Source organism: Streptomyces fumanus (assembly GCF_014655295.1).
Taxonomy (GTDB): domain Bacteria; phylum Actinomycetota; class Actinomycetes; order Streptomycetales; family Streptomycetaceae; genus Streptomyces; species Streptomyces fumanus.
Window position 1 is genome coordinate 348,139 of the sequence record NZ_BNBI01000007.1, and the last position, 19,435, is coordinate 367,573.

Sequence of the window (19,435 nt, forward strand, 5' to 3'; positions counted from 1 at the left end):
CGGACCGCGTCGAACCCCCGCACGGCACGGTACGGCGCCGGGCGCTCGGCACCGGAGCCGCCCTCGGCACCGGGATCGGCGGGCTCCTCGCCCTCGGCCTCGGCTTCTCCCTGGCCCTCGGCGCGTTCTCCGTCACCGCCCCGCGCTTCGACGGCATCGAGGACCTGCCCCTGCCGGGCGGCGCCGACCTCGGCCCGCACCCCTACACCGTCACCGCCGAACTGGACGACGCCCTCAGTCTGGTGCCGCACGCCGCGGTCAAGGTCAACGACGTCGCCGTGGGCCGGGTCACCGGCATCCGCCTCGACGGCGACACCTGGGCCGCCCGGGTCACCATGGAGATCAACGGCGACATCGACCTGCCCCGCGACACCGGGGCCCGCCTGGAACAGTCCAGCCTGCTCGGCGAGAAGTACGTCCAACTGGTCGCCCCGGCCAAGTCCGCCGCCGCCGGCAGACTCGGCGACGGCGGTGTCATCCCGCTCTCCCGCACCGGCCGCGACACCGAGGTCGAGGAGGTGTTCGGCGCCCTGTCCCTGCTGCTCAACGGCGGCGGCGTCAACCAGCTCAAGACCATCACCCGGGAACTCAACCAGGCCCTCGGCGGACGCGAACCCCAGGTGCGCTCCATGCTGAAACGGGTCGAGGAACTCGTCGCGGACCTCGACGACCACCGCGGTGACATCACCGACGCCCTGGACAGCGTCAACCGGCTCTCCGCCACCCTCGCCGGCCGTGACGACGACATCCGCACCGTCGTGAGCGACCTCTCGCCCGGCCTGAAGACCCTGCACGAACAGCGCGGCTCCCTGCTGACCATGCTGCGCTCCCTGGACACCCTGTCCGGGGTCGCCGTCTCCACCGTCGAAGCCAGCAAGGACGACATGGTCGCCGACCTCAAGGCCCTCGCCCCCACTCTCAAGGCCCTCGCCGACGCGGGGAACGACCTGCCCGACTCCCTCCAGGTGCTGCTCACCTACCCGTTCACCGACGAGGTGCTCAACGGCGTCAAGGGCGACTACCTCAACGTGTACCTGAGCATGACCGCCGAGCCGGGGACCCAGATCATCCCGCCCCTGATACCCGGCAGCACCCTTTCGCCGACCGCCACCCCGCAGGCCGGACGGGACACCGCCGCATCCCGGAAGCGGTCCGGCACCGGGACCTCGGCCTCCCCGGCGGCACCGCTGCCCCTGCCCTCCGTGGCGACGCCCACCCACGGACCCGGGGACGGAGGCACCCACCGATGATCACCCTCGCCGTACGCCTGAAGAACCTCGCCTTCCTGCTCATCGCCGTCCTCGTCCTCGGCTTCCTCGGCATCCGCTACGCCGACCTCGGCCGGTACGTCGGCGTCGCCGACCACTACATAGTCGAGGTCGAACTCCCGCGCACCGGCGGCCTGTTCACCCACTCCGACGTCACCTACCGGGGCGTCTCGGTGGGCCGGGTCGGCCGGATCGACCTCACCGCCGACGGGGTGGTCGCCCAGTTGCGCATCAAGAAGTCCGCGCCGCGCATCCCGGCCGACACCCGGGCCGTGGTCGCCGGGCTCTCCGCGGTCGGCGAGCAGTACATCGACCTGCGGCCGGAGAGCGACACCGGCCCCTACCTCGCCGACGGCAGCCGCATCGAACAACCCGACACCGAGGTGCCCGCCCCCGTCACCGACGTCCTCACCAGCCTGAACGACCTCACCAGGTCCGTGCCGCTGGAGGACCTGCGCACGGTCGTCGACGAGTTCGGCAAAGCCTTCGAAGGACACGGCGACGACCTGCAGAAGCTGCTGGACAACGGCAGCGCCTTCATCGAGGCCGCCGACCGCAACCTGCCCGCCACCACCCGCCTGCTCACCGACGGCGAGACCGTGCTGCGCACCCAGGCCGAGGAGGCGGACGCCATCCGCGGCTTCGCCGACGGCGCCACCGAACTGGCCCGCACCCTCAAGAACTCCGACGCCGACCTGCGCCGCCTGCTGGCCGTCACACCCGAGGCCGCCACCCAGGTCAGCGGGTTGCTGCGGGACCTGGACCCCAGCCTCGGCGTGGTCCTCGCCAACCTGCTCACCACCTCCGAGATCGCCGTCACCCGGCAGCGCGGCATCGAGGAACTCCTCGTGAAGTACCCGGCGGCCGTCTCGGCCGGTGCCACCGCCGTCGACGGAGGAACCATGAAACTCGGCCTGGCCGTCACCTTCTTCCAGCCCCTGCCCTGCACCGACGGCTACGGCGGCACCCGCTACCGCACCGGCCTGGACCTCGGCACCGCACCGGCCCTCAACACCGGCGCCGCCTGCACCGCACCGGCCGCCAGCGGGGTCAACGTACGGGGGTCCGCCCACGCGCCCCGGGGCGGCGCCGTACCCGACCCGGCCAGACCCGGCTCCCTGCCTTCCGGCAGCACGGACCGGACCACCGCGGCCCCGGCCGGGTCCACCGCCGACCTGCCGGGCGCGTTGTCCCTGCCGGACCCGGGCGGCACGCCGGTGACCGGACTGCCGGGGCTGCTCGGCGCGGACCCGGAGGCGGGCCGATGAGACGGGCACGCGTCCTGACCGGCGCCGCAGTGGCACTGGCGCTGGCGTTCTGCGGCACCGGGGCGTGGACGTACGCCCAGGCGCGGGGCGACGACTCCCTCGCGTACGGCCGCGCACGCGACGAGGCGCTGGCCGACGGACGCGACCGGCTCGCCGTCCTCACCACCCTCGACGCCTCGTCCCGGGAGCGGGCACGGGCCGGCATCCAGGACTGGCGGGCCGCCTCGACCGGTCCGCTCCGGGACGAACTCGGCGCCACGGTGCCCCGGCAGGGCGCTTCGGCACGGGGCACGGTCACGGAGGCCGCGCTCACCGCCCTGGACACCCGCGCGGGCACCGCCAAGCTCATCGCCACCGTGCGCGTCGAGGTGACGTCCGCCGGGGCGAAGGCGCCGGCCACGGACCGCAAGCGCCTGGAGGCGGTGCTGGCCCGCACGGGCGAGGGGGAGTGGAAGGTGAAGTCACTGAGCGCGGTACCGCTGGCGCGGACGGCGGAGGAGGACGAGAGCCGATGACACGGCTGCGGCACGTCGCCCGGTCCCGGGCGGCCACCGGCGCGGACGCCCACGGGGAGCCCGGCGCGGACGCTCGCGTGGAGTCCGGTACGGATGCCTATGCAGAGCCCGGCACCGACGCTCACCCGGAGCCCGGTACGGATGCCCACGCGGGGTTCGGTACGGATGCCCACGCGGAGCCCGGCACCGACGCCACCCCGGACCCCGGCACCGACACGCCCCCCGAGGAGCCGCCGCGCCCCCGTGTCCCGGCCCGGCGCCTCCTCCCCGCGGTGGGCGCGGCCCTGCTCGTCCTCGCCGGGGGCGGCTTCCTCTACGGCGCCCACCAGCTCAGAGCCACCCCCTCGGCCGGGAACCACGCGCTGACCGACGCCGAGGAGACCGCCCGCGTCGCCGGGGAGGTCGGCAACGGCCTCGCCCGCGTCTTCTCGTACACGCCGGACGGTCTGGACGCCACCGAACGCGCGGCGCGCTCCGTCCTCGCGGGGCGGGCGCAGCGCCAGTACACGGAGCTGATGGGCCGGATCCGCGCGGACCTGGCCGAGCAGCGGGTCACCCTGAGTACCCAGGCGGTCCGCACCGGAGTGATCGAACTCGACGGTGACCGCGCGCGGTTGCTGGTCTTCCTCGACCAGATCACGCACCGCGGCAAGGCGGGCGCCACCTCCGCGGCGGCCCAGCTCACCGTCACCGCGCGCCGGCAGGAGGACCAGTGGCGGATCGTCGACATCAGGACCCGCTGAACGGGCGCGGGGAGAGGGGAACACGGATGGAACGCGCGACCAGCACACCGGCCCGGACGCGGAGGCCCCCGGTCACGGCCCTGGCCCTCGTCCTCGCGCTGATCGCGGGCGGCTTCGCCGGGTGGGCGGGCTGGGACTGGTACGACGCGGCCCACGACGACACCGTGGCGTACGCCGAGCAGCGCGACGCGGCCCTGGCCGCCGGTGAACAGGCCGTCCAGAACCTCAACACCCTCGACCACCGCAGCCTCGACCGGGGCCTGGACCTGTGGGAGTCCTCCACCACCGGGGAGCTGCACGACCAACTGGTCTCCGGGCGGGACGCGTTCGCCGAGCAGGTGAAGACGGCCAAGACGGTGACCACCGCGAAGGTGCTCTCCGGCGCGCTCACCGAACTCGACGACCGGGCCGGCCGGGCCCGGGTGATGGTCGCGCTGCGGGTGACCGTGAAGGCACCGGGCGAGGCGAGCACCGACAAGGACAGCCGCATGCTCGGCGAACTGACCCGCACCGACGGCCACTGGAAGCTCAGCGCCCTGGGCCAGGCCCCGGTGGGCGGCAACCCGGCGAACTGACCGTCAGCAGGAGAGGACGACACCACGATGCCGACGACCCGCCACCACCTGAACAACGCCCGCCGCCGCCAGGCCCGCGCCGCCCTGCGCACCCCGGTCGCCACCGACACCCCCCGGGACCGCGCGGAACCGCCCGCCCGTCCCCGGCCCGCCGCACCGCGCGCCACGACACCGGTCGTCCGCGACGCACCGCCCCCGCCCGGCGCGGACACCGACCCCCCACGGCAGCGGACCCCCCGCCCACGCCCATCCCGCGCCCTCGTGGCCCTCTGCCTGCTCACCCTCCTCCTCGGCGGCTTCGCCGGCTGGGCGCACTCCCGCGCCGAAGCCCTCCGGGACACCCCGGCCGCCCGCGACACCGCCCTCTCCGACACCGCCCGCACCAGCCAGATCAAGGGACAGACGACCAAGGCCGTCGCCGCGCTCTTCTCGTACGACCACGCCGACCCCGAGGCCCTCGACCGGGCCGCCGGGCAATGGCTGACGGGACCCGCCGTCGCCGAGCACCGGAAGCTGTTCGGCGCCATCCGCACCCGGGCCGCACAGCAGAAGGCCGTGATCACCACCACCGTCACCGACAGCGCGGTCGAGCGCATCGAGGGCGACCGGGCCCGGGTCCTGGTCTACGCCGACCAGAGCAGCGTCAGCACCGCGGGCGACAAGAAGGCCGACGACGACGGCACCTACGCCGGGGCGATGCTCGCCCTCGACCTCGAACGGCACAAGGGCCGCTGGCTGGTCTCGGGCATCGACACCTTCGGCCGCTGAACCCCGTACGCGCCTCACCCCCAGGGAGTGACCGACCATGCCCGAGCAGCGCGCCCGACGCGTATCCGCCCGGACCCGGCGAAGGCTGCGGGCCACCGCCGCCGCCGTGACCGCGGTGGCGGCGCTCACCGCCTCGCAGGCCCACGGACCGGCCCAGCCCGAACGCGTCCGCCCGGCGCCCGCCGCCGACGACCGCCCCGCTCCCGCCCCCGCCGCGGGGGCCCCGTACGCCGCCGAGGCCGCCCCGCCGCCCGACGACGGCTCGTACCACACCGAACTGCCGCCGCTGGTCTCCCCGGACGTGCCGGCGCCCTCGACGCCGGCCGCCCGGGCGCGCGCCCAGGCCGGCATCCCGGGCACCGTGCTGCGCGCCTACCGGGCGGCGGAGCGGTCGGTGGGCCGCACGGACCCCGGCTGCGGGCTGCCCTGGGAACTGCTCGCGGCGATCGGCAAGGTGGAGTCCGGGCAGGCGCGCGGCGGCGCGGTGGACCGGGACGGCACCACCCTCGGCCGGATCACCGGCCCGGCGCTCGACGGCGTCCACTTCGCCCTGATCCTGGACACCGACGACGGCGTCCACGACGGGGACACGGTGTACGACCGGGCGGTGGGGCCGATGCAGTTCCTGCCGTCGACCTGGGCCCGGTGGGGCGCGGACGGCAACGGCGACGGCCGCGCCGACCCCAACAACATCTTCGACGCGGCCCTCGCCGCCGGGCACTACCTGTGCGCCGGGGACCGCGACCTGAGGCGGGCCGCCGACCTGGACCGGGCGGTGCTCAGCTACAACAATTCACGTGCCTACCTGGACCTGGTCCGCCACTGGCTGGAGTTCTACCGCAGGGGCGTGCACCCGGTGCCCGACGGCACGGGTGCCGTGCCCCGGTCCCCGGGGGCCGGCGGTACCACCCCGGCGACGGAACCTGCCGACAAGGACCGCGGCGGAACCGCCGGCGACCGGGACGGCCGGGGCGGCCGGGACGACGACGGCAAGGGCGGTGGCGACGGCAAGGGCGGTGGCGGCGAGGGCATCATCATCGGCCCCGACCCCGGTACGCCCACCCCGTCCCCCTCTCCCACCCGCTCGGTGCCGCCCTCGCCGTCACCCTCCACCACGGCACCGGACCCCGACCCCTCCCCGACCCAGGACCCCTCGCCCACCCCGACCCCCACCGATCCGTCCACGCCGGCCCCCGACCCGTCCACGCCGGAGAACTGCCCGACCGACTCGGCGAGTCCCTCCTCCGGCACCGACGCGTCGCCCACCCCCGATCCGACCACGCCCGGAAGCGAACCGACCTGCCCGGCCTAGTAGTGCTTCGTTACGTTGAGTGATCACGGCTGATCGTGAGCGACTGGCGGCTTCCTGCACCATGACCGGCTGGTCCCAGGGGATGAGTAGCCGCCAGGAAACGCTCGGCTTCATCCTTTCGAGTGGCTATCAGGTTCTCCAGGTCGGAGGGCACGCTCAGCGTGGCACGATAGGTGACCTCCGAAGTCACTTGTTCTGTGCGTCAGTTGGCACTCCGTGCGACGACCGCGAGCTCCGTGCCGTTAGTACATGCATGGGCGCCGTCGTCAACTGGAATATCGCCTGAAGGATGGTCCCGGGATGACGTCGGTAGGGATCTGGTGTGCGGTGTCGGAAGCGGATTATCCGTTGCTCGGACTCACCATGCGGAATCTGCTGGAACACGACAGGGTCGGCATCGCCCTCGTACTCCACACCGGAGTTCGCCGCCCACACGACTACGGCGCTCTCGCCGCTCGCTTCGCCAATGTCCGGGAAGTTCACCGTAATTTCGGCGAGGGGTATTCCAAGAGCCTCGCCGACGGCGGCTACGACCAGCTCTCCGCCCGCAATTTCGCCTTGGACCTGCTCGAAGACATCGGCGTGGAGTGGGTGTTCCAGTTCGATGCCGATGACTACTACAACCCCGATGTCATCACCGCGGTGGCGCAACTCGACGAGAGATTCGACGCCGTGAGCTGTTCGTGTTACACGCTGACCTCCGAGAGGAGCCACTGGTACGAGCCGCGCCTGGAAAGAGACGTCGGCGGAAGGCGACTCCTCGATCCGCACACCAGGATATGGCGCAGTCGCCTGGCCAAGAGGTTCGAGCTCTGTCCGATCGCATCGCAGCGGTACGCCAACATCACCCGGCATTGCGGCGTCACGTTCCGCGGCCATCCGCATTGGCGCTTCCAAGCCTTGGACGGACCGTTCCACTTTCATCTCCACTGTCTGCTGGGCAAGCGCCACACCGCGGCTCGTACGGCGAGTCGGGACCTCGGCAGACCTGTCCCGCCACAATTGTCGAAATGCATCAAAGAGTTGGCACGATGGAGGTATTCACATGTCGAATGAGGGCGCGGACCGGGTGTACATCTCGGAACCGGTCGATCTGAGCCGTCAGGTCTACGTAGAAAACAGCGACTACCAGCTATTATGCTGCGGCCATCCGTCCGGCGGCGGGACCTCCGGCGGCGGGGGCTCGACGGATAACTGGCTGACGGCGGCCGAGCTGGTCTACGACATGACGGGGAACCCGGGCCGGGTGGTCAGCGACATCATCACCTTCGACTACGACTCTGAGACCAGGATCGAGATCAAGGTGCTCGGCGGAGAGTTCGCGATCATTCGAGGTGATGACGTACTGCACTCCGGAAGAAAGGCTTTCGAGTTGCTGATGAGGTTGCAGGATCTCACCTTCGAAGGCGCGCTCGAGTGGATCGCCGAGAAGTACTCCGTCGAGAAGGCCGAGGTGCTGGCACACGATTACGTCGCACGGCGCTTGGGGACCCATCGAGCCGACGAGGAGCCGGAACATGGACGTGGATAGCAGCAGCGGAGGCGCCCCGCGCGTCGACCTGCCCTGGCCTGCTATGCCGCCGCCCAAGCGCGCCGCAGAAGCAAGCCAAGGCGTGGTCGGAGGAGTTGCCCGAGCGGCCGGCGACAGCGTGGTCAACACCGAAGTGTCGATCTTCGATGCGTCCGACGGAGGCGCCGTAGTTCACCTTCCGCTGAAGGGCCGGGCATTCCGCGTCGACGAACGCACCAGGCGGATCATCGAGAAAATCGTCGCCGGACAAGAGCTTCCGGAGGACGACGTCAGCGCGAGAGTTCTCGCCGTACTCGACAAGATGGGAATCATCGGCGGAGAAATGGAGCCGGAGCCGACGACGCGGCCGCTCCAGGAGTTCCGCCCCATCGAGGCCACTCTCATCTTAACCGAGAGCTGCAATCTCGGGTGCACCTACTGCTACGCCAGCTCCTTGCCGCAGAAGTCTCCGCCGATGAGCGAGGAGATCGCCCGGGCAGCAGTCGATCTCGTTCTCCAGAACGCAAGCAAGACAGATGAGAACCTGGCACTGATCCGCTACATCGGCGGCGGCGAACCTACCATGGAGTGGAAGCTCCTGCAGTCCGTGACCGACTACATCCGGTCGGCATCACAGGCCACGGGTGTTCGATATCGTATTCGACTCATCACCAACGGCACCCTGCTGACGCCGGACCGAGTGGCATGGATCCGCGACAACATCCAGTTCGTGACTCTGTCCTTCGACATCCTGCCCGAGCTGCAGGCGCAACGGTCCTACGCCGATGGCCGAAGCAGCCACAGCAAGCTGGTAAAGGTCATCAGGGAGTTGGTGGAACAGGGCGTTGACTTCCACCTGCGGACGACGGTATCCGCGCAGGGCGCGGCCCGGCTGGTCGATATGGTGAAGTTCGTCCACGACAACACCGGCGCCGCAAGCGTGCGCTTCGAGCCGATGGCCGAAATCGGGCGTTCGGTGACGCAAGGCATGGCCAAGCCACTGCAGCAGGAGTTCGTCGAGTCGTTCAAGGAGGCTTATCGACTCGGCCGCGAGCTGGGCATCGACGTTACCTGCAAGATGTTCCAGAACACGCTGAGGAGAAGCTCCCGGTTCTGCAACGCAGAGTTTTCCGTGACACCCGAAGGGATCGTTTCCGGGTGCCACCGCTACAGCAAGGACGAGCACGACGGATACGATCTGTTCCGCATCGGACGATACGACGGCAGTCGCTTCCAGTTCGACATCGACCGAGTGAACGCCCTGCGGGCCATCGACGTTCATTCATTCCCCGAGTGCACCTCGTGCATGGCGCGGTGGAACTGTGCGGGCGGCTGCCTGTCGGCACGGGTGAGCCGCCAAGGGATTTCGCAGAGCGGCCCGCTGTGCGATCTCACCAGGGAGCTGTTGAAATTCTCCATCGAGCAGAGAGTGGGGGATCCGCTTGGATGAGGGTGCGGACCGGGTGTACCTCTCGGATCCGGTCCAACCGCGCGGGACACCGAGTGTCGGCCCGACACATGGAACACAACCCCCGGCGGATTCAGCTCACCCTGCTGGCGCAGCGACCGGAGACCGCATGTCCCCCGGACGTGTCCTCGAGGTGACCACCAACATCGGCTGTCGACTGCAGTGCTCCTACTGTCCGCAGTCGACGGTCACCGGTGCCTACCGAGAAGCGGCAGCTCTTAGGGGAACTGCTGTGGGAGCTTCGGTCCGCACCATGACGCGGGAGTTGTTCGCGGCCTATATCGAGACGGTTCCGTCGTCCGTGCACGTCCACTTCTCCGGCTTCAGTGAGCCCTTCCATGCAGGCGACTGCCTGGACATGATCCGGATCGCACACCGGCGCGGTCATCCGACAGCCGTTTTCACGACGGCGGACCGGATGACGCACGAGCAGGTGAAGCCACTTGCGGACATCCCGTTCAAGAGATTCCTGGTGCATCTGCCCGACAACGGCGGTGAGATGCGGAAAAAAGTGACCGCGGACTACGTTTCGCTCCTGACTTCGCTGGCGTCGAGCGGGATTTCCAACCTTCAGTTCCACACCATCGGCATTCCACATCCGGCGATAGCCGCCGAGCTTGGCAGAATGCCGTCGACCCGCCGCGTTCACAGCCGCGCGGGCAATGTCGATCTGTCCGCCACGACGGTCGGCACGGCATTCAGCGCCACGGAGATCGCCGAGCGGAACGGCCACACCAGTCTGATCTGCCGCAAGGACCGCATCTTCGCCAACGTTCTCCTGCCCAACGGTGACGTTCAGCTCTGCTGCATGGACTACGGCCTGGAGCACAAGCTCGGCAATCTCGGAACGCAGACCTATCAGGAGATCGTGGAAGGCCCTGGTTTCCAGCGCATCATGGCCATGCTCGCAGATCCGGACTCGACCATTCTCTGCCGCCGGTGCGAGTACGGACTTCCCGGCGCCTATCGGCATCGGTGATTGGTGATTGTCGCTTGTCGTGGAGGCGCGGTGCGAAATATCGGTGTCGACAACCCGTACTACGCGCGGCAATGGCATCTGCACACTGGGTTCGAGCACGTCGAGGTGGATGTTCGCTCCTCCCTGCGCTGCGACGAGGCATGGTCCAGGTTGGCAGGCGTCGGCGACCCCCGGGTAGTGGTCGCTGCCGCCGACAGCGGGTGTAACCTCGCCCATCCCGCCTTCGGCGGGAAGGACAAGTTCGCCGGGTGGGGATACTTCGACGGCGGGGAATTGCGGACGATGGGCATGCCGGTCAGCTCCGCCGCCAGGATGTATCTGCCGGGCGCGCATCATGGAACGTCGATGTGCGCGTTGACTTCGGGGGCGGTCGGGCGCAGCCACCCGCTCGGGGTCGCGCCCGGCTGCCGGCTGCTTCCGATCAGGCTCCAGACCGAAGCGAATCGCGCGCGCGTCTCTGAGTACGCGATGCACCGCATCCTCGACTACGTGTCGGAACGGGCGGACGTGCTGTTGCTTCCGTGGTCGAAACTGCCGCACTTCATCCTGTCGAAATCCGTCGTCGATCGAGTCGAGGAGTTGACCTCCAGTGGCGGGCGTCGCGGTAGCGGGCTGGTGATCGTTTGTGCCGCAGGAAATTCCAACTGTCCTATCGACATCGACGCCGACGTTGCCGTGCCCTACGAAGTCGTGTTCGCCGGCGATGCCCAGGCCGAGCCGCTCATCAAAACCTCCAGAACCTTTCGAAACGTTCTCGCCTCCCTGCCTGGCGTCTTGCACGTGAGCTCGATCTCCAGTCTGGCGCAGCGATGTCACTACTCCTGTTACGGTCCGGGAATCGATCTCTGTGCGCCATCTAGTAATTCGCGTGCCTTCCGTGGCGATGCCTTGAGCGGGTTGGGCCTGACAACGTCGACAGGGGACCCGGAGAAGCCGACCAACCGATTCAAGGGCACGTCGGGCGCGGCGGCTCTGGTAGCCGGAGTAGCCGCCTTGGTCTTGAGCGCAAACCCCAGCCTCTCCGCCTCGGAGGTCTGCCGGATCCTGCAGTCTACGGCCTCGAAAGACCTGAGCCACACGGGTTACGACGTGCCCCCGCCCACGTCGCCCGACGCTGCCTGGGACCACCCCCCTGTCCGGCGGTGCAGGCGTGGATCCTTCAACGAAACCGGGTGGAGCCCATGGTTCGGCAACGGCAAAGTAGACGCCCTCCGCGCCGTGACAGCGGCCCAGACCTGGCAGACCATGGGTTGACACCAGGTCATCGACTGGTGCGGTGGCGGGCCCGAACACATCGGCAACGAACTCCGACAACTCACCCCGGAGCCGTACCACCTCCCCCGACCTCATGACGAGGAAGATGCCCACCACCAAGCGAGGTCACCCGACGTAGCGAAGCACTACCAGCGGACCGCGCGGCTCATGCGCCGTGGATCTCCAGGGCGGCGCGCACGGCGGACTCCAGCGCCCCCTCGATCCAGGCCGGTTTGACCGACGTATGGTCCCCGGCGAAGTGCAACGGCCCCTCGGCCACCGGGATGTCCGGCAGCAGTTCCGTGTGCTGCCCGGGCAGCAGTACGGACGCCTCCCCGTAGGCGTAGGGGTCGCGCAGCCAGCTCTGGGTGCGGCCCGCTCCGGTGTAGAAGACCTCGATGCGCTGCCCGTAGACCTGCTGGAGGCCGCACAGGGCGTTGGGGTACCGCGCGTCGTCGTCCAGGGAGTCCCAGCGCGCGGCGTCGTCCGCCCAACTGTAGGAGGCCAGGACCACGCCGCCCGCGCTGCCCGGCACCGGATGGGACGGGTGGTACATGAACCGGTTGGCGTTGTCCGACACCGAGCCGCCGCCCACGACGTCGACGGCCTCCGGCTGGTCGCGGCTGATCGAGCGGTGGGCGGCGTAGTGGGTGCGCTGAGCCGGGGTGATGTGCCCGCCGGGCACGGAGGGGTGGGCGCCGAGCAGGCTGCCGTCGGCGGGGGCGCGGCCCTTGCGGTAGGCGTCGTACAGGCCCGGGTCGATGGCCCGCAGCTCGCGCTTCCAGTCGGCTTCGTCGAACTCCCACCAGCGGCGGCTGAACTCCAGCAGGACCTTGGTCGCGCTGTCGTAGTGCAGTTCGCTGATCGCCCGGCGCTTGCGGTACGACAGGGCCGGCTCGATCTGGACGTGGCGCAGCCCGGAGAACGGCACCGTGACCACGGCGGCGTCCGCGGTGAACTGCTCGCGCACGACGGGTCCGCCGCGGCCCTCCGACACGGTGTCCACCCACACCTGCGGGCCCTTGGCGCCGACGTGCCCCGGGTCGGCGGCGGGGCGGTCGGGGTGGTGGTACTGGAGGCGGGTGACCCGGCGGTCGAACCGCACCTCCGCGCGGACGCGTTCGAGCAGCGCGTCCGGCAGGACGGCGGTGCCGCCCTCCAGTTCGTAGAAGGGCGTGTCGGGGCTGATCAGGGAGGAGCCGATGAAGCTGTGGATGAAGGACAGCGGCAGCCGGGAGGTGAGGTTCTCCAGGGTGCCGATCAGGTCGATGGTCCGCTCGTCCAGACCGGCGTGCTCGGTCAGGAAGCGGAACATCGACCAGTCGCCGAACCGCCGCACCACCCGGGCCCAGCCGCGCAGTTGCTCGGGCAGCGGCTTGCCGACGCGCTTGCCGTCCCGGCCGACGACGCTGAACTCGTCGCGCACCGGGTCCAGCGCGGCGCGCAGGATGGCGGCGGCGGGGGTGTCCCAGTGGGCTTCGGGGACGCCGAACGACCGGTTCACGCGCCGCGGCGAGCGGGCGTAGTCGGCGCGCCGCACCCGGATGCCGTTGACGTGGATCCAGGTGCGGTTGGCCGGGCGTCCGTCGGCGTCGACGTCGACGTAGTAGAAGGGCCGCTTCTTCAGGCCGAACTGGTCGATCAGCTCCATCACCAGGGGGTGGCTGCCGGGGAGGCGCATCGCGCCCGCCTCGGCGTACTGGCGGGGGTCGGCGAAGGGCTGCTCGGCGTGCTCGTGGCCGCCCTTGCGGAAGGTCTTGACGCGTCCGCCCGCCCGGTTGCCGTTGGCCTCCAGCACGGTGACCCGGTGGCCCGCCCGCTTCAGCAGCCAGGCGGTCACCAGACCGGCCGGTCCGGCGCCGATGACCAGGACCTTCTTGGGCCGGGTCTTACCCCGGGCCGGCAGTCCCTTCTGGAGGACGGTGCGGTACCGGGGGACGAGGGGACGGTCGTCGGAGTCCAGGACGAGGAGGGCGCGGGCGACGGCCAGGGACCGGTCTAAGCCGGCCTTCCGGTCGTCACCCGCGGCGGCCTGGGTGCCCGGGGTGCCGGGAGCGGCCGGGGCGGCCGGGGCGGGCAGGGCCGCGGCGGTACCGTCGCCCAGGGCCGTGGCCACCGTGGCCGTACCGGCCACCGCCGTGAAACTCCGCCGGGACATGCCGTTCGCCGCACCCGCCGTTGTGTGATCTTCAGTCATGCCGGTCTTTGTACCGGCGGCCCCGACGGGCCGTCCGCCCTTCGCTCGGGCGTTGACCCGAAGGAGCGAAGCGGCGGCGAAACACTGACGCCGCGCGAAGACGCCGACGTGCGATAACCCGGGGGAACCCTATGGGGTGAACGCGGCGCGAACCCCGCCGTCCCGCCCGTGCGGTCCCGCACACTGCGACGAGGCATCCACATCCGTGCTTCCCGGCGGGCCGCGCGGCCCGCCGGAGAGCACGCGGGGCGAAGGGGGGATGGATGGCGCAGCGGCGCGCTCCGTTCGGTGACCGGGTCCGCTACTGGTTCGACAGCACGCTGGCCCGCGGTGCCGCCGCTCTCGTCGGCTGGATGGCGCTGCTGTGCCTGGCGGTCGTCGTCCCGGCCAGCGCCGTGCTGGTGTGGACCGACCCCGATGTCCCGGCGTCCCTGACGGGCCGTCTGGCGCGGGTGTGGCACCTCACCGGGCAGACACTGCGGCTGGGCGGGGCCACGGGCACCCCGCTGCAAGTGCTGGTGTCGGTGCTGCTGGCCCTGGTCACGCTCGTGTACGTGTCGACGCTCGTCGGTCTGATCACGACGGCGCTCACCGAGCGGCTCACCGCGTTGCGGCGCGGCCGTTCCACCGTGCTGGAACAGGGCCACGCCGTGGTCCTGGGATGGTCGGAGCAGGTCTTCACGGTGGTGGGCGAACTGGTGGCCGCCAACGCCAACCAGCGGCGGGCCGCGGTGGCGGTGCTGGCGGACCGGGACAAGACCCTGATGGAAGAGGCCCTGAGCACCAAGGTGGGCGCCACCGGCCGGACACGGCTGATCTGCCGCAGCGGCCCCACCACCGACCCGACCGTGCTCCCCCTGACCAGCCCGGCCACGGCCGGTGTCGTGGTGGTCCTGCCGCACGACCAGCCCGAGGCCGACGCCGAGGTGGTCAAGACCCTGCTGGCGCTGCGGGCGGCCCTGGCCGGGCAGGAGACCCGGCCGCCCGTCGTCGCCGCCGTCCGCGACGACCGGTACCTGCTGGCCGCCCGGCTCGCCGCCGGACCGTCCGGCGTCGTCCTGGAGAGCGACACCGTCACCGCCCGGCTGATCGTCCAGGCCACCCGCCGGCCCGGCCTCTCCCTCGTGCACCGGGAACTCCTCGACTTCGCCGGCGACGAGTTCTACCTGATCGGCGAACCGGCCCTGACCGGCCGCCCGTTCGGCGAGGCGCTGCTGGCCTACCCGACCTCCAGCGTCGTCGGGCTGGTGCGCGGCGGCACCCCCCTGCTCAACCCGCCGCCGACGACCACCGTCGCACCCGGCGACCTGCTCGTGGTCATCACCCGGGACGACGACACGGCCGTGCTCGGCGACTGCGCGGACTCGGTCGAGGAGGCGGCGATGGCGACCGGCCCCCCGACCCCCACCCGGGCGGAGCGGGTCCTGCTGCTGGGCTGGAACCGCCGGGCCCCGCTCATAGTCGACCAACTGCGCCGCCGGGCCCGGCCCGGATCGGCCGTCGACGTGGTGGCGGACCCGGGCGAGGCGACGGCCCGGCAGGTGAGCGAGGCCGACGCGGACGGCGGCACCGGGCTGAGCGTGACCCTGCACCACGGCGACACCACCCGCCCCGAGACCCTGCGGCGCCTGGACGTCCACTCGTACGACAGCGTGATCGTGCTCGGCCGGGACCCGCTGCCCGGGCAGTCACCGGACGAACCCGACAACCGCACGCTCGTCACCCTCCTGCTGCTGCGGCAACTGGAGGAGGCCACCGGCCGCGAACTGCCGGTCGTCACCGAACTGGTCGACGACCGCAACCGGCCGCTCGCCCCCATCGCCCCCGGCGCCGACGTCATCATCAGCGGCAAGCTCATCGGCCTGCTGATGGCCCAGATCTCGCAGAACCGGCACCTGGCGGCGGTGTTCGAGGAACTGTTCTCCGGCGGCGGCACCAGCGTCCGCATGAAACCGGCCACCGACTACGTACGGCCCGGATCCGAAACGGCCTTCGCCACCGTGGTCGCCGCGGCCCGGCAGCGCGGCGAATGCGTCATCGGCTACCGCAGCCACCGGCACGCGTCGATCAGCCCCGCCTACGGCGTACGCATCAACCCGCCCAAGCACGAACGCCGCCACTGGACAGCGGAGGACGAAGTGGTCGTCATCGGCGACGACTGACCGCCCGCGGCCGCCCGGGGCCCCACCAGGGGCAACGGCCCGCCGATCGAGTTGCCGTGAGTGCCTCCGGGGCCGGATGATGCGGATCCGCACCGCACTTCACCCCGGGGGGATCTGTCCACATGGGCGCTCCGCTGCGCGCTCTGCGCGCCCTCGTCCTGCTCGCGGGCTTCTATCTGCTGGGCGTCCTCCTGCTGGCGGTGCTGGCCGGCATCGACTACGCCGTGGTCAGCGGCGGGCCGGAGGCCATCGCCGACAGCGTGGTCGTCTTCTCCGTCGTCCTCGCGATCCCGGTCGTACGCTCCCTGTTCATGCTGCGCGTGCCCGAGGCCGAGCCGCCGGCCGGCCTCACCGTCGGCGAGGCTCAGGAGCCCGCGCTGTGGGAGGCCGTGCGCGATGTGGCACGCCAGGTCGGCACCCGAGCGCCCGACGAGATCGTGCTGATCGAGCGCGTGAACGCGGCCGTCACCGAGGACTCCGCGCTGCTGGGCCTGCGGCCCGGTGCCCGTCGCCTCTACCTCGGCCTGCCGCTGATGATGGGCCTGGACGAGAGGCAGCTCCGTGCCGTACTCGCCCACGAGATGGGCCACTACGCCCACTACGACACCCGCCTCACCCCGCTGATCGCCCGCGGCCGCGACCGGCTGATCCGCACCGTCGCCCACTTCCACGAGCGCTCCGACCACAAGCAGGCCAAGGAGCGCGAGCGGCAGTGGAACAAGGCCGCCAAGCGGGCGGCCAAGGGCAGGAAGACCCTGATGGTCGACACCCCGGGCCTGGGCGCGACGTACCGCGGCATGGCCAGGATCTACTCGGCGTACGGCACCTTCTTCCTGCGCGCCACCCGCACCACCACCCGCCGCCAGGAGCTCGCCGCCGACCTGGCCTCGGTCCGGGTGGCCGGACGCGACTCCGCGGTGTCCGCGCTGCGCGAGGTCAACGCCCTGAACGCGGTGAACGCGTTCTACATGGACGCGTACGCCACCCTCGGCGTCGGCGCCGGTCTGCTGCCCCGGCCGGGCGAGGTCTTCGGCGGCCTGCGCCGGCTCCTGGACGCCCGCTCGGCCGAACTGGAGGAGCTGCGCCGGGAACTGCCGACCGAGCCGCCCTCCCCGTACGACTCCCATCCCTCGCTCGCCGAGCGGGTGGCCCGGATCGAGGCCCTGCCCGACGACGGCCGGGGCCGGCGGGCGGCGCGGTCCGCTCTGGAGCTGCTGGCCGACCCGGACGCGGTGCCGGCCGCGCTGGAGCGGGCCGTCCTCACCCCGGAGGCACTCGCGCTCAGGCGGGTGGACTGGGAGGACCTGGTCCACGAGTCGATGACCCGGTACGTCGTCCAGGGCGCGGCGGACCTCCGTGCGGCCCTCGCCGCCGAGGGCACGGGCCCCGGCCTCCAGGCCCTGCTCGACGCGATCGACGCCGACCCGGCCGTGCGCGGGCGGATCGCCGACCGGTTCCCGGAGTCCGAGCAGGCGGCGGCCACGACCGGCGGCGCGGCCCACGAGTCCCCCCGCCTCACACTGCGGCGGGCCCTGCACCAGATGGCCGTCATGGAACTGACGGCCCGCGGCGCCGCCCGCTGGCAGTTGTCCTGGTCCGACACGGTCACCACCCTGCGCTATCCCGCCGACGGCTTCGAGGACCGGCTCGGCCCGGCCCTGGACGCGGTCGTCGCGGACCAGCCCGACACCGAGCCCCTGCGCAAGCTGGTGCTCACCCCGTGACCGGCCGCCACCGACCGGCGGCCTGCGTGTGGTGGACGCTGAGGTCGCCGTAGGCCGACAGGGCGGCGGCCGGGTCACCGGGTGTGTGCCGCAAGGTGGTGTCGAGGAAGGCGAGCGTGGCCGCGGCGACGACGTGCGGGCTCTCGGTGCGGCCCAGGGAGCCGACGATCGAGGGCACCGGCGGCAGGTACAGGGGGCCGTCCATGAAGGTGAGGTGCGCGGCGCCGGGGACGGTGAGCCGGTAGCTCGGTGCGGTGTTGCGCGCGAGGGCCTCGGTGAGGCGGGGCAGGTAGCGCGGGTCCGTTGCGGGGGTGACGGCCTGGGTGAGCGCGAGTGCCGGCTGGCGGAGGGCGGGGGAGGCGGGGCCGTGGGGGTAGCCGTCCAGGTCGATGACGGCGTCGAACCGGGGGTCGTGCCGGGCCGCTTGCAGGGCGGCGGCACCCCCCATGGAGTGGCCGGTCACCGCGACCCGGCCGGTGTCCAGGCGTCCGGCCAGCGGGTCGGTGGTCCCACCCCGGCCCAGCCGGTCCAGTCGGGTGAGGACGAAGCCGAGGTCGGCGGCCCGGACCGCCGTCCAGCCGGCCGCCGCCCGGTCGTCCTCGTCGCGGTCGCCCGTGGAGACGGTCTCGGTGCGCAGCGTCCGGCCGTCGGTGAGGACGACGGCGGCGGAGTCGTACGGGTGGTCGAGGGCGGCCACCACATAGCCGTGGCTGGCCAGTTCCTCCGCCCAGGCGGTGTTCTGGGTCCGCACCCCGCCCGACCCGGGAGAGAACAGCACGACGGGGAACCGTCCGCCCCCACCGGCCACCGGGGCGTCGAACACCGAGTGCGTGCGGGCCCGCGGGACGCCGTCGACCAGGAAGCCGGGCAGGCCGACCTGGCGGGCGAGGGCGTCGGAGACGGTGCGCGCCTCGCGCTCCGTGCGTCCGAGGTACTGGGCCCGGGGCGCGCCCTCGGGGCTCTTGCGCGCGGGGTACCAGAGCTGGACCACGACCGTGCGCCGGTCGTGCGGGTCGGCGGTGAAGGTCTCGGGGCGGTGCGGGTCGGTCCACTGCACCACGCGGGTGCCGACCGCGAACTCACCGGACGGTTCCGGGAACACGGGTACCGGAAACGCCCAGGCGGCCACCGGGCCCATGGCCAGCAGGACGGCGCAGGCCACCGACCCCGGCAGCGCCAGCCACCAGCGGGCCCGCCGCGCCGGCCGGCCGGTACGGCGGCGCAGCAGGGGAGCGAGCGCGAACGGCGACGCGCCGGCCGCGCCCGCCAGCACCGGCAGCATCTGCCAGCGGAGCCCCACCGCACTCAGCACGAGCACGGACAGCACGAGAACCGTCCCCGCCGCGATCGTGACGCGCGGGCGGGCCGAGGGGGGCAGCCAGCGCGCCACCACCAGCGCGACGGCACCGGCCAGGGCGAGGAGTTCCAGGGGGGACATGTACAGCCCCGTGATGATCTCGGTCACCCGGCCATCCTCAGGGCCGGGCACGGGAGGCCGCATCGATCCGGGGGTCGCTCCCGCATGCCACCGGAGTCGCAATCCGGCACGCCAGGTCAACGGCTCCTTTGCGACCCCGGTAGGCAGCGGGACTCCTCCTGCGGTCGTACCCCGGCGCGGTGCCATCAGACGCTGGTCTCATGTGTTTCGCGGGTTCGCCGCCTACCGTGACAGGGCCGTGTTTCACACCGGGC

General features: G+C 71.6%; 16 protein-coding genes. 14 read left to right on the forward strand and 2 right to left on the reverse strand.

What is annotated here, in order from left to right:
* The first annotated feature begins 74 nt into the window (after positions 1 to 74).
* The 12 genes from IE316_RS17770 (at position 75) to IE316_RS17825 (ending at position 11,660) form a co-directional block, all read left to right on the forward strand.
* The gene (locus IE316_RS17770; protein ID WP_190205429.1) at positions 75 to 1,250 is read left to right on the forward strand and encodes an MCE family protein; all 1,176 of its coding nucleotides are present in this window, start codon (positions 75 to 77) and stop codon (positions 1,248 to 1,250) included.
* Positions 1,247 to 2,536, forward strand: a complete 1,290-nt coding sequence (locus tag IE316_RS17775; protein ID WP_190205334.1) for an MCE family protein — start codon at positions 1,247 to 1,249, stop codon at positions 2,534 to 2,536. Before IE316_RS17770 ends, IE316_RS17775 begins: the two co-directional genes overlap by 4 nt.
* Positions 2,533 to 3,051, forward strand: coding sequence for a hypothetical protein (locus IE316_RS17780; RefSeq protein WP_190205335.1), 519 nt, complete (start codon positions 2,533 to 2,535; stop codon positions 3,049 to 3,051). Before IE316_RS17775 ends, IE316_RS17780 begins: the two co-directional genes overlap by 4 nt.
* Positions 3,048 to 3,794, forward strand: a complete 747-nt coding sequence (locus IE316_RS17785) for a nuclear transport factor 2 family protein (protein WP_190205336.1) — start codon at positions 3,048 to 3,050, stop codon at positions 3,792 to 3,794. Before IE316_RS17780 ends, IE316_RS17785 begins: the two co-directional genes overlap by 4 nt.
* A 26-nt stretch (positions 3,795 to 3,820) precedes the next feature.
* On the forward strand, positions 3,821 to 4,369 hold the full coding sequence (locus IE316_RS17790; RefSeq protein WP_190205337.1) for an Rv1363c family protein: 549 nt from the start codon (positions 3,821 to 3,823) through the stop codon (positions 4,367 to 4,369).
* Between the two features lie 27 nt (positions 4,370 to 4,396).
* Entirely contained in the window at positions 4,397 to 5,137 is a 741-nt protein-coding gene (locus IE316_RS17795; protein ID WP_190205338.1) for a hypothetical protein, read from the forward strand.
* A gap of 37 nt (positions 5,138 to 5,174) precedes the next feature.
* Complete coding sequence (locus IE316_RS17800) at positions 5,175 to 6,449, forward strand: lytic transglycosylase domain-containing protein (RefSeq protein WP_190205339.1); 1,275 nt, start codon at positions 5,175 to 5,177, stop codon at positions 6,447 to 6,449.
* A 249-nt stretch (positions 6,450 to 6,698) separates the two neighbouring features.
* The gene (locus IE316_RS17805) at positions 6,699 to 7,505 is read left to right on the forward strand and encodes a glycosyltransferase family protein (RefSeq protein WP_190205340.1); all 807 of its coding nucleotides are present in this window, start codon (positions 6,699 to 6,701) and stop codon (positions 7,503 to 7,505) included.
* The gene (locus tag IE316_RS17810) at positions 7,495 to 7,980 is read left to right on the forward strand and encodes a hypothetical protein (RefSeq protein WP_190205341.1); all 486 of its coding nucleotides are present in this window, start codon (positions 7,495 to 7,497) and stop codon (positions 7,978 to 7,980) included. The genes IE316_RS17805 and IE316_RS17810 overlap by 11 nt, the downstream gene beginning before the upstream one ends.
* Positions 7,967 to 9,409 carry a radical SAM/SPASM domain-containing protein gene (locus IE316_RS17815; RefSeq protein WP_190205342.1) on the forward strand — a complete coding sequence of 481 codons (1,443 nt, stop codon included), beginning with the start codon at positions 7,967 to 7,969 and terminating at the stop codon, positions 9,407 to 9,409. The genes IE316_RS17810 and IE316_RS17815 overlap by 14 nt, the downstream gene beginning before the upstream one ends.
* 271 nt (positions 9,410 to 9,680) lie before the next feature.
* Positions 9,681 to 10,406: a radical SAM/SPASM domain-containing protein gene (locus IE316_RS17820; RefSeq protein ID WP_190205343.1), complete on the forward strand. Its 726-nt coding sequence runs from the start codon at positions 9,681 to 9,683 to the stop codon at positions 10,404 to 10,406.
* A 30-nt stretch (positions 10,407 to 10,436) separates the two neighbouring features.
* Positions 10,437 to 11,660 (forward strand): S8 family serine peptidase, encoded by a 1,224-nt coding sequence (locus tag IE316_RS17825; RefSeq protein ID WP_190205344.1) that lies wholly within the window; start codon positions 10,437 to 10,439, stop codon positions 11,658 to 11,660.
* Positions 11,661 to 11,826: 166 nt separating this feature from the next.
* On the opposite strand, the gene lgoX is transcribed toward IE316_RS17825, so the two are convergent.
* A complete protein-coding gene (gene lgoX / locus IE316_RS17830) occupies positions 11,827 to 13,857 on the reverse strand; it encodes an L-glutamate oxidase LgoX (protein WP_190205345.1) in 2,031 nt (676 codons plus the stop codon).
* A 263-nt stretch (positions 13,858 to 14,120) separates the two neighbouring features.
* On the opposite strand from lgoX, the gene IE316_RS17835 reads away from it, so the two are divergent.
* Positions 14,121 to 16,019: a CASTOR/POLLUX-related putative ion channel gene (locus IE316_RS17835; protein WP_190205346.1), complete on the forward strand. Its 1,899-nt coding sequence runs from the start codon at positions 14,121 to 14,123 to the stop codon at positions 16,017 to 16,019.
* Between the two features lie 122 nt (positions 16,020 to 16,141).
* Positions 16,142 to 17,743: a M48 family metalloprotease gene (locus IE316_RS17840; RefSeq protein ID WP_190205347.1), complete on the forward strand. Its 1,602-nt coding sequence runs from the start codon at positions 16,142 to 16,144 to the stop codon at positions 17,741 to 17,743.
* On the opposite strand, the gene IE316_RS17845 is transcribed toward IE316_RS17840, so the two are convergent.
* A complete protein-coding gene (locus IE316_RS17845; RefSeq protein ID WP_373311223.1) occupies positions 17,733 to 19,208 on the reverse strand; it encodes an alpha/beta hydrolase family protein in 1,476 nt (491 codons plus the stop codon). The genes IE316_RS17840 and IE316_RS17845 overlap by 11 nt on opposite strands.
* Positions 19,209 to 19,435: the final 227 nt, after the last annotated feature.

Bases quoted from the DNA above. Each gene is read 5' to 3' on its own strand.
- IE316_RS17775 (WP_190205334.1), top strand. From the start codon at position 1,247: ATGATCACCCTCGCCGTACGCCTGAAGAACCTCGCCTTCCTGCTCATC.
- IE316_RS17780 (WP_190205335.1), top strand. From the start codon at position 2,533: ATGAGACGGGCACGCGTCCTGACCGGCGCCGCAGTGGCACTGGCGCTG.
- IE316_RS17785 (WP_190205336.1), top strand. From the start codon at position 3,048: ATGACACGGCTGCGGCACGTCGCCCGGTCCCGGGCGGCCACCGGCGCG.
- IE316_RS17790 (WP_190205337.1), top strand. From the start codon at position 3,821: ATGGAACGCGCGACCAGCACACCGGCCCGGACGCGGAGGCCCCCGGTC.
- IE316_RS17795 (WP_190205338.1), top strand. From the start codon at position 4,397: ATGCCGACGACCCGCCACCACCTGAACAACGCCCGCCGCCGCCAGGCC.
- IE316_RS17800 (WP_190205339.1), top strand. From the start codon at position 5,175: ATGCCCGAGCAGCGCGCCCGACGCGTATCCGCCCGGACCCGGCGAAGG.
- IE316_RS17805 (WP_190205340.1), top strand. From the start codon at position 6,699: ATGCATGGGCGCCGTCGTCAACTGGAATATCGCCTGAAGGATGGTCCC.
- IE316_RS17810 (WP_190205341.1), top strand. From the start codon at position 7,495: ATGTCGAATGAGGGCGCGGACCGGGTGTACATCTCGGAACCGGTCGAT.
- IE316_RS17815 (WP_190205342.1), top strand. From the start codon at position 7,967: ATGGACGTGGATAGCAGCAGCGGAGGCGCCCCGCGCGTCGACCTGCCC.
- IE316_RS17820 (WP_190205343.1), top strand. From the start codon at position 9,681: ATGACGCGGGAGTTGTTCGCGGCCTATATCGAGACGGTTCCGTCGTCC.
- lgoX (WP_190205345.1), bottom strand. From the start codon at position 13,857: ATGACTGAAGATCACACAACGGCGGGTGCGGCGAACGGCATGTCCCGG.
- IE316_RS17835 (WP_190205346.1), top strand. From the start codon at position 14,121: ATGGCGCAGCGGCGCGCTCCGTTCGGTGACCGGGTCCGCTACTGGTTC.
- IE316_RS17840 (WP_190205347.1), top strand. From the start codon at position 16,142: ATGGGCGCTCCGCTGCGCGCTCTGCGCGCCCTCGTCCTGCTCGCGGGC.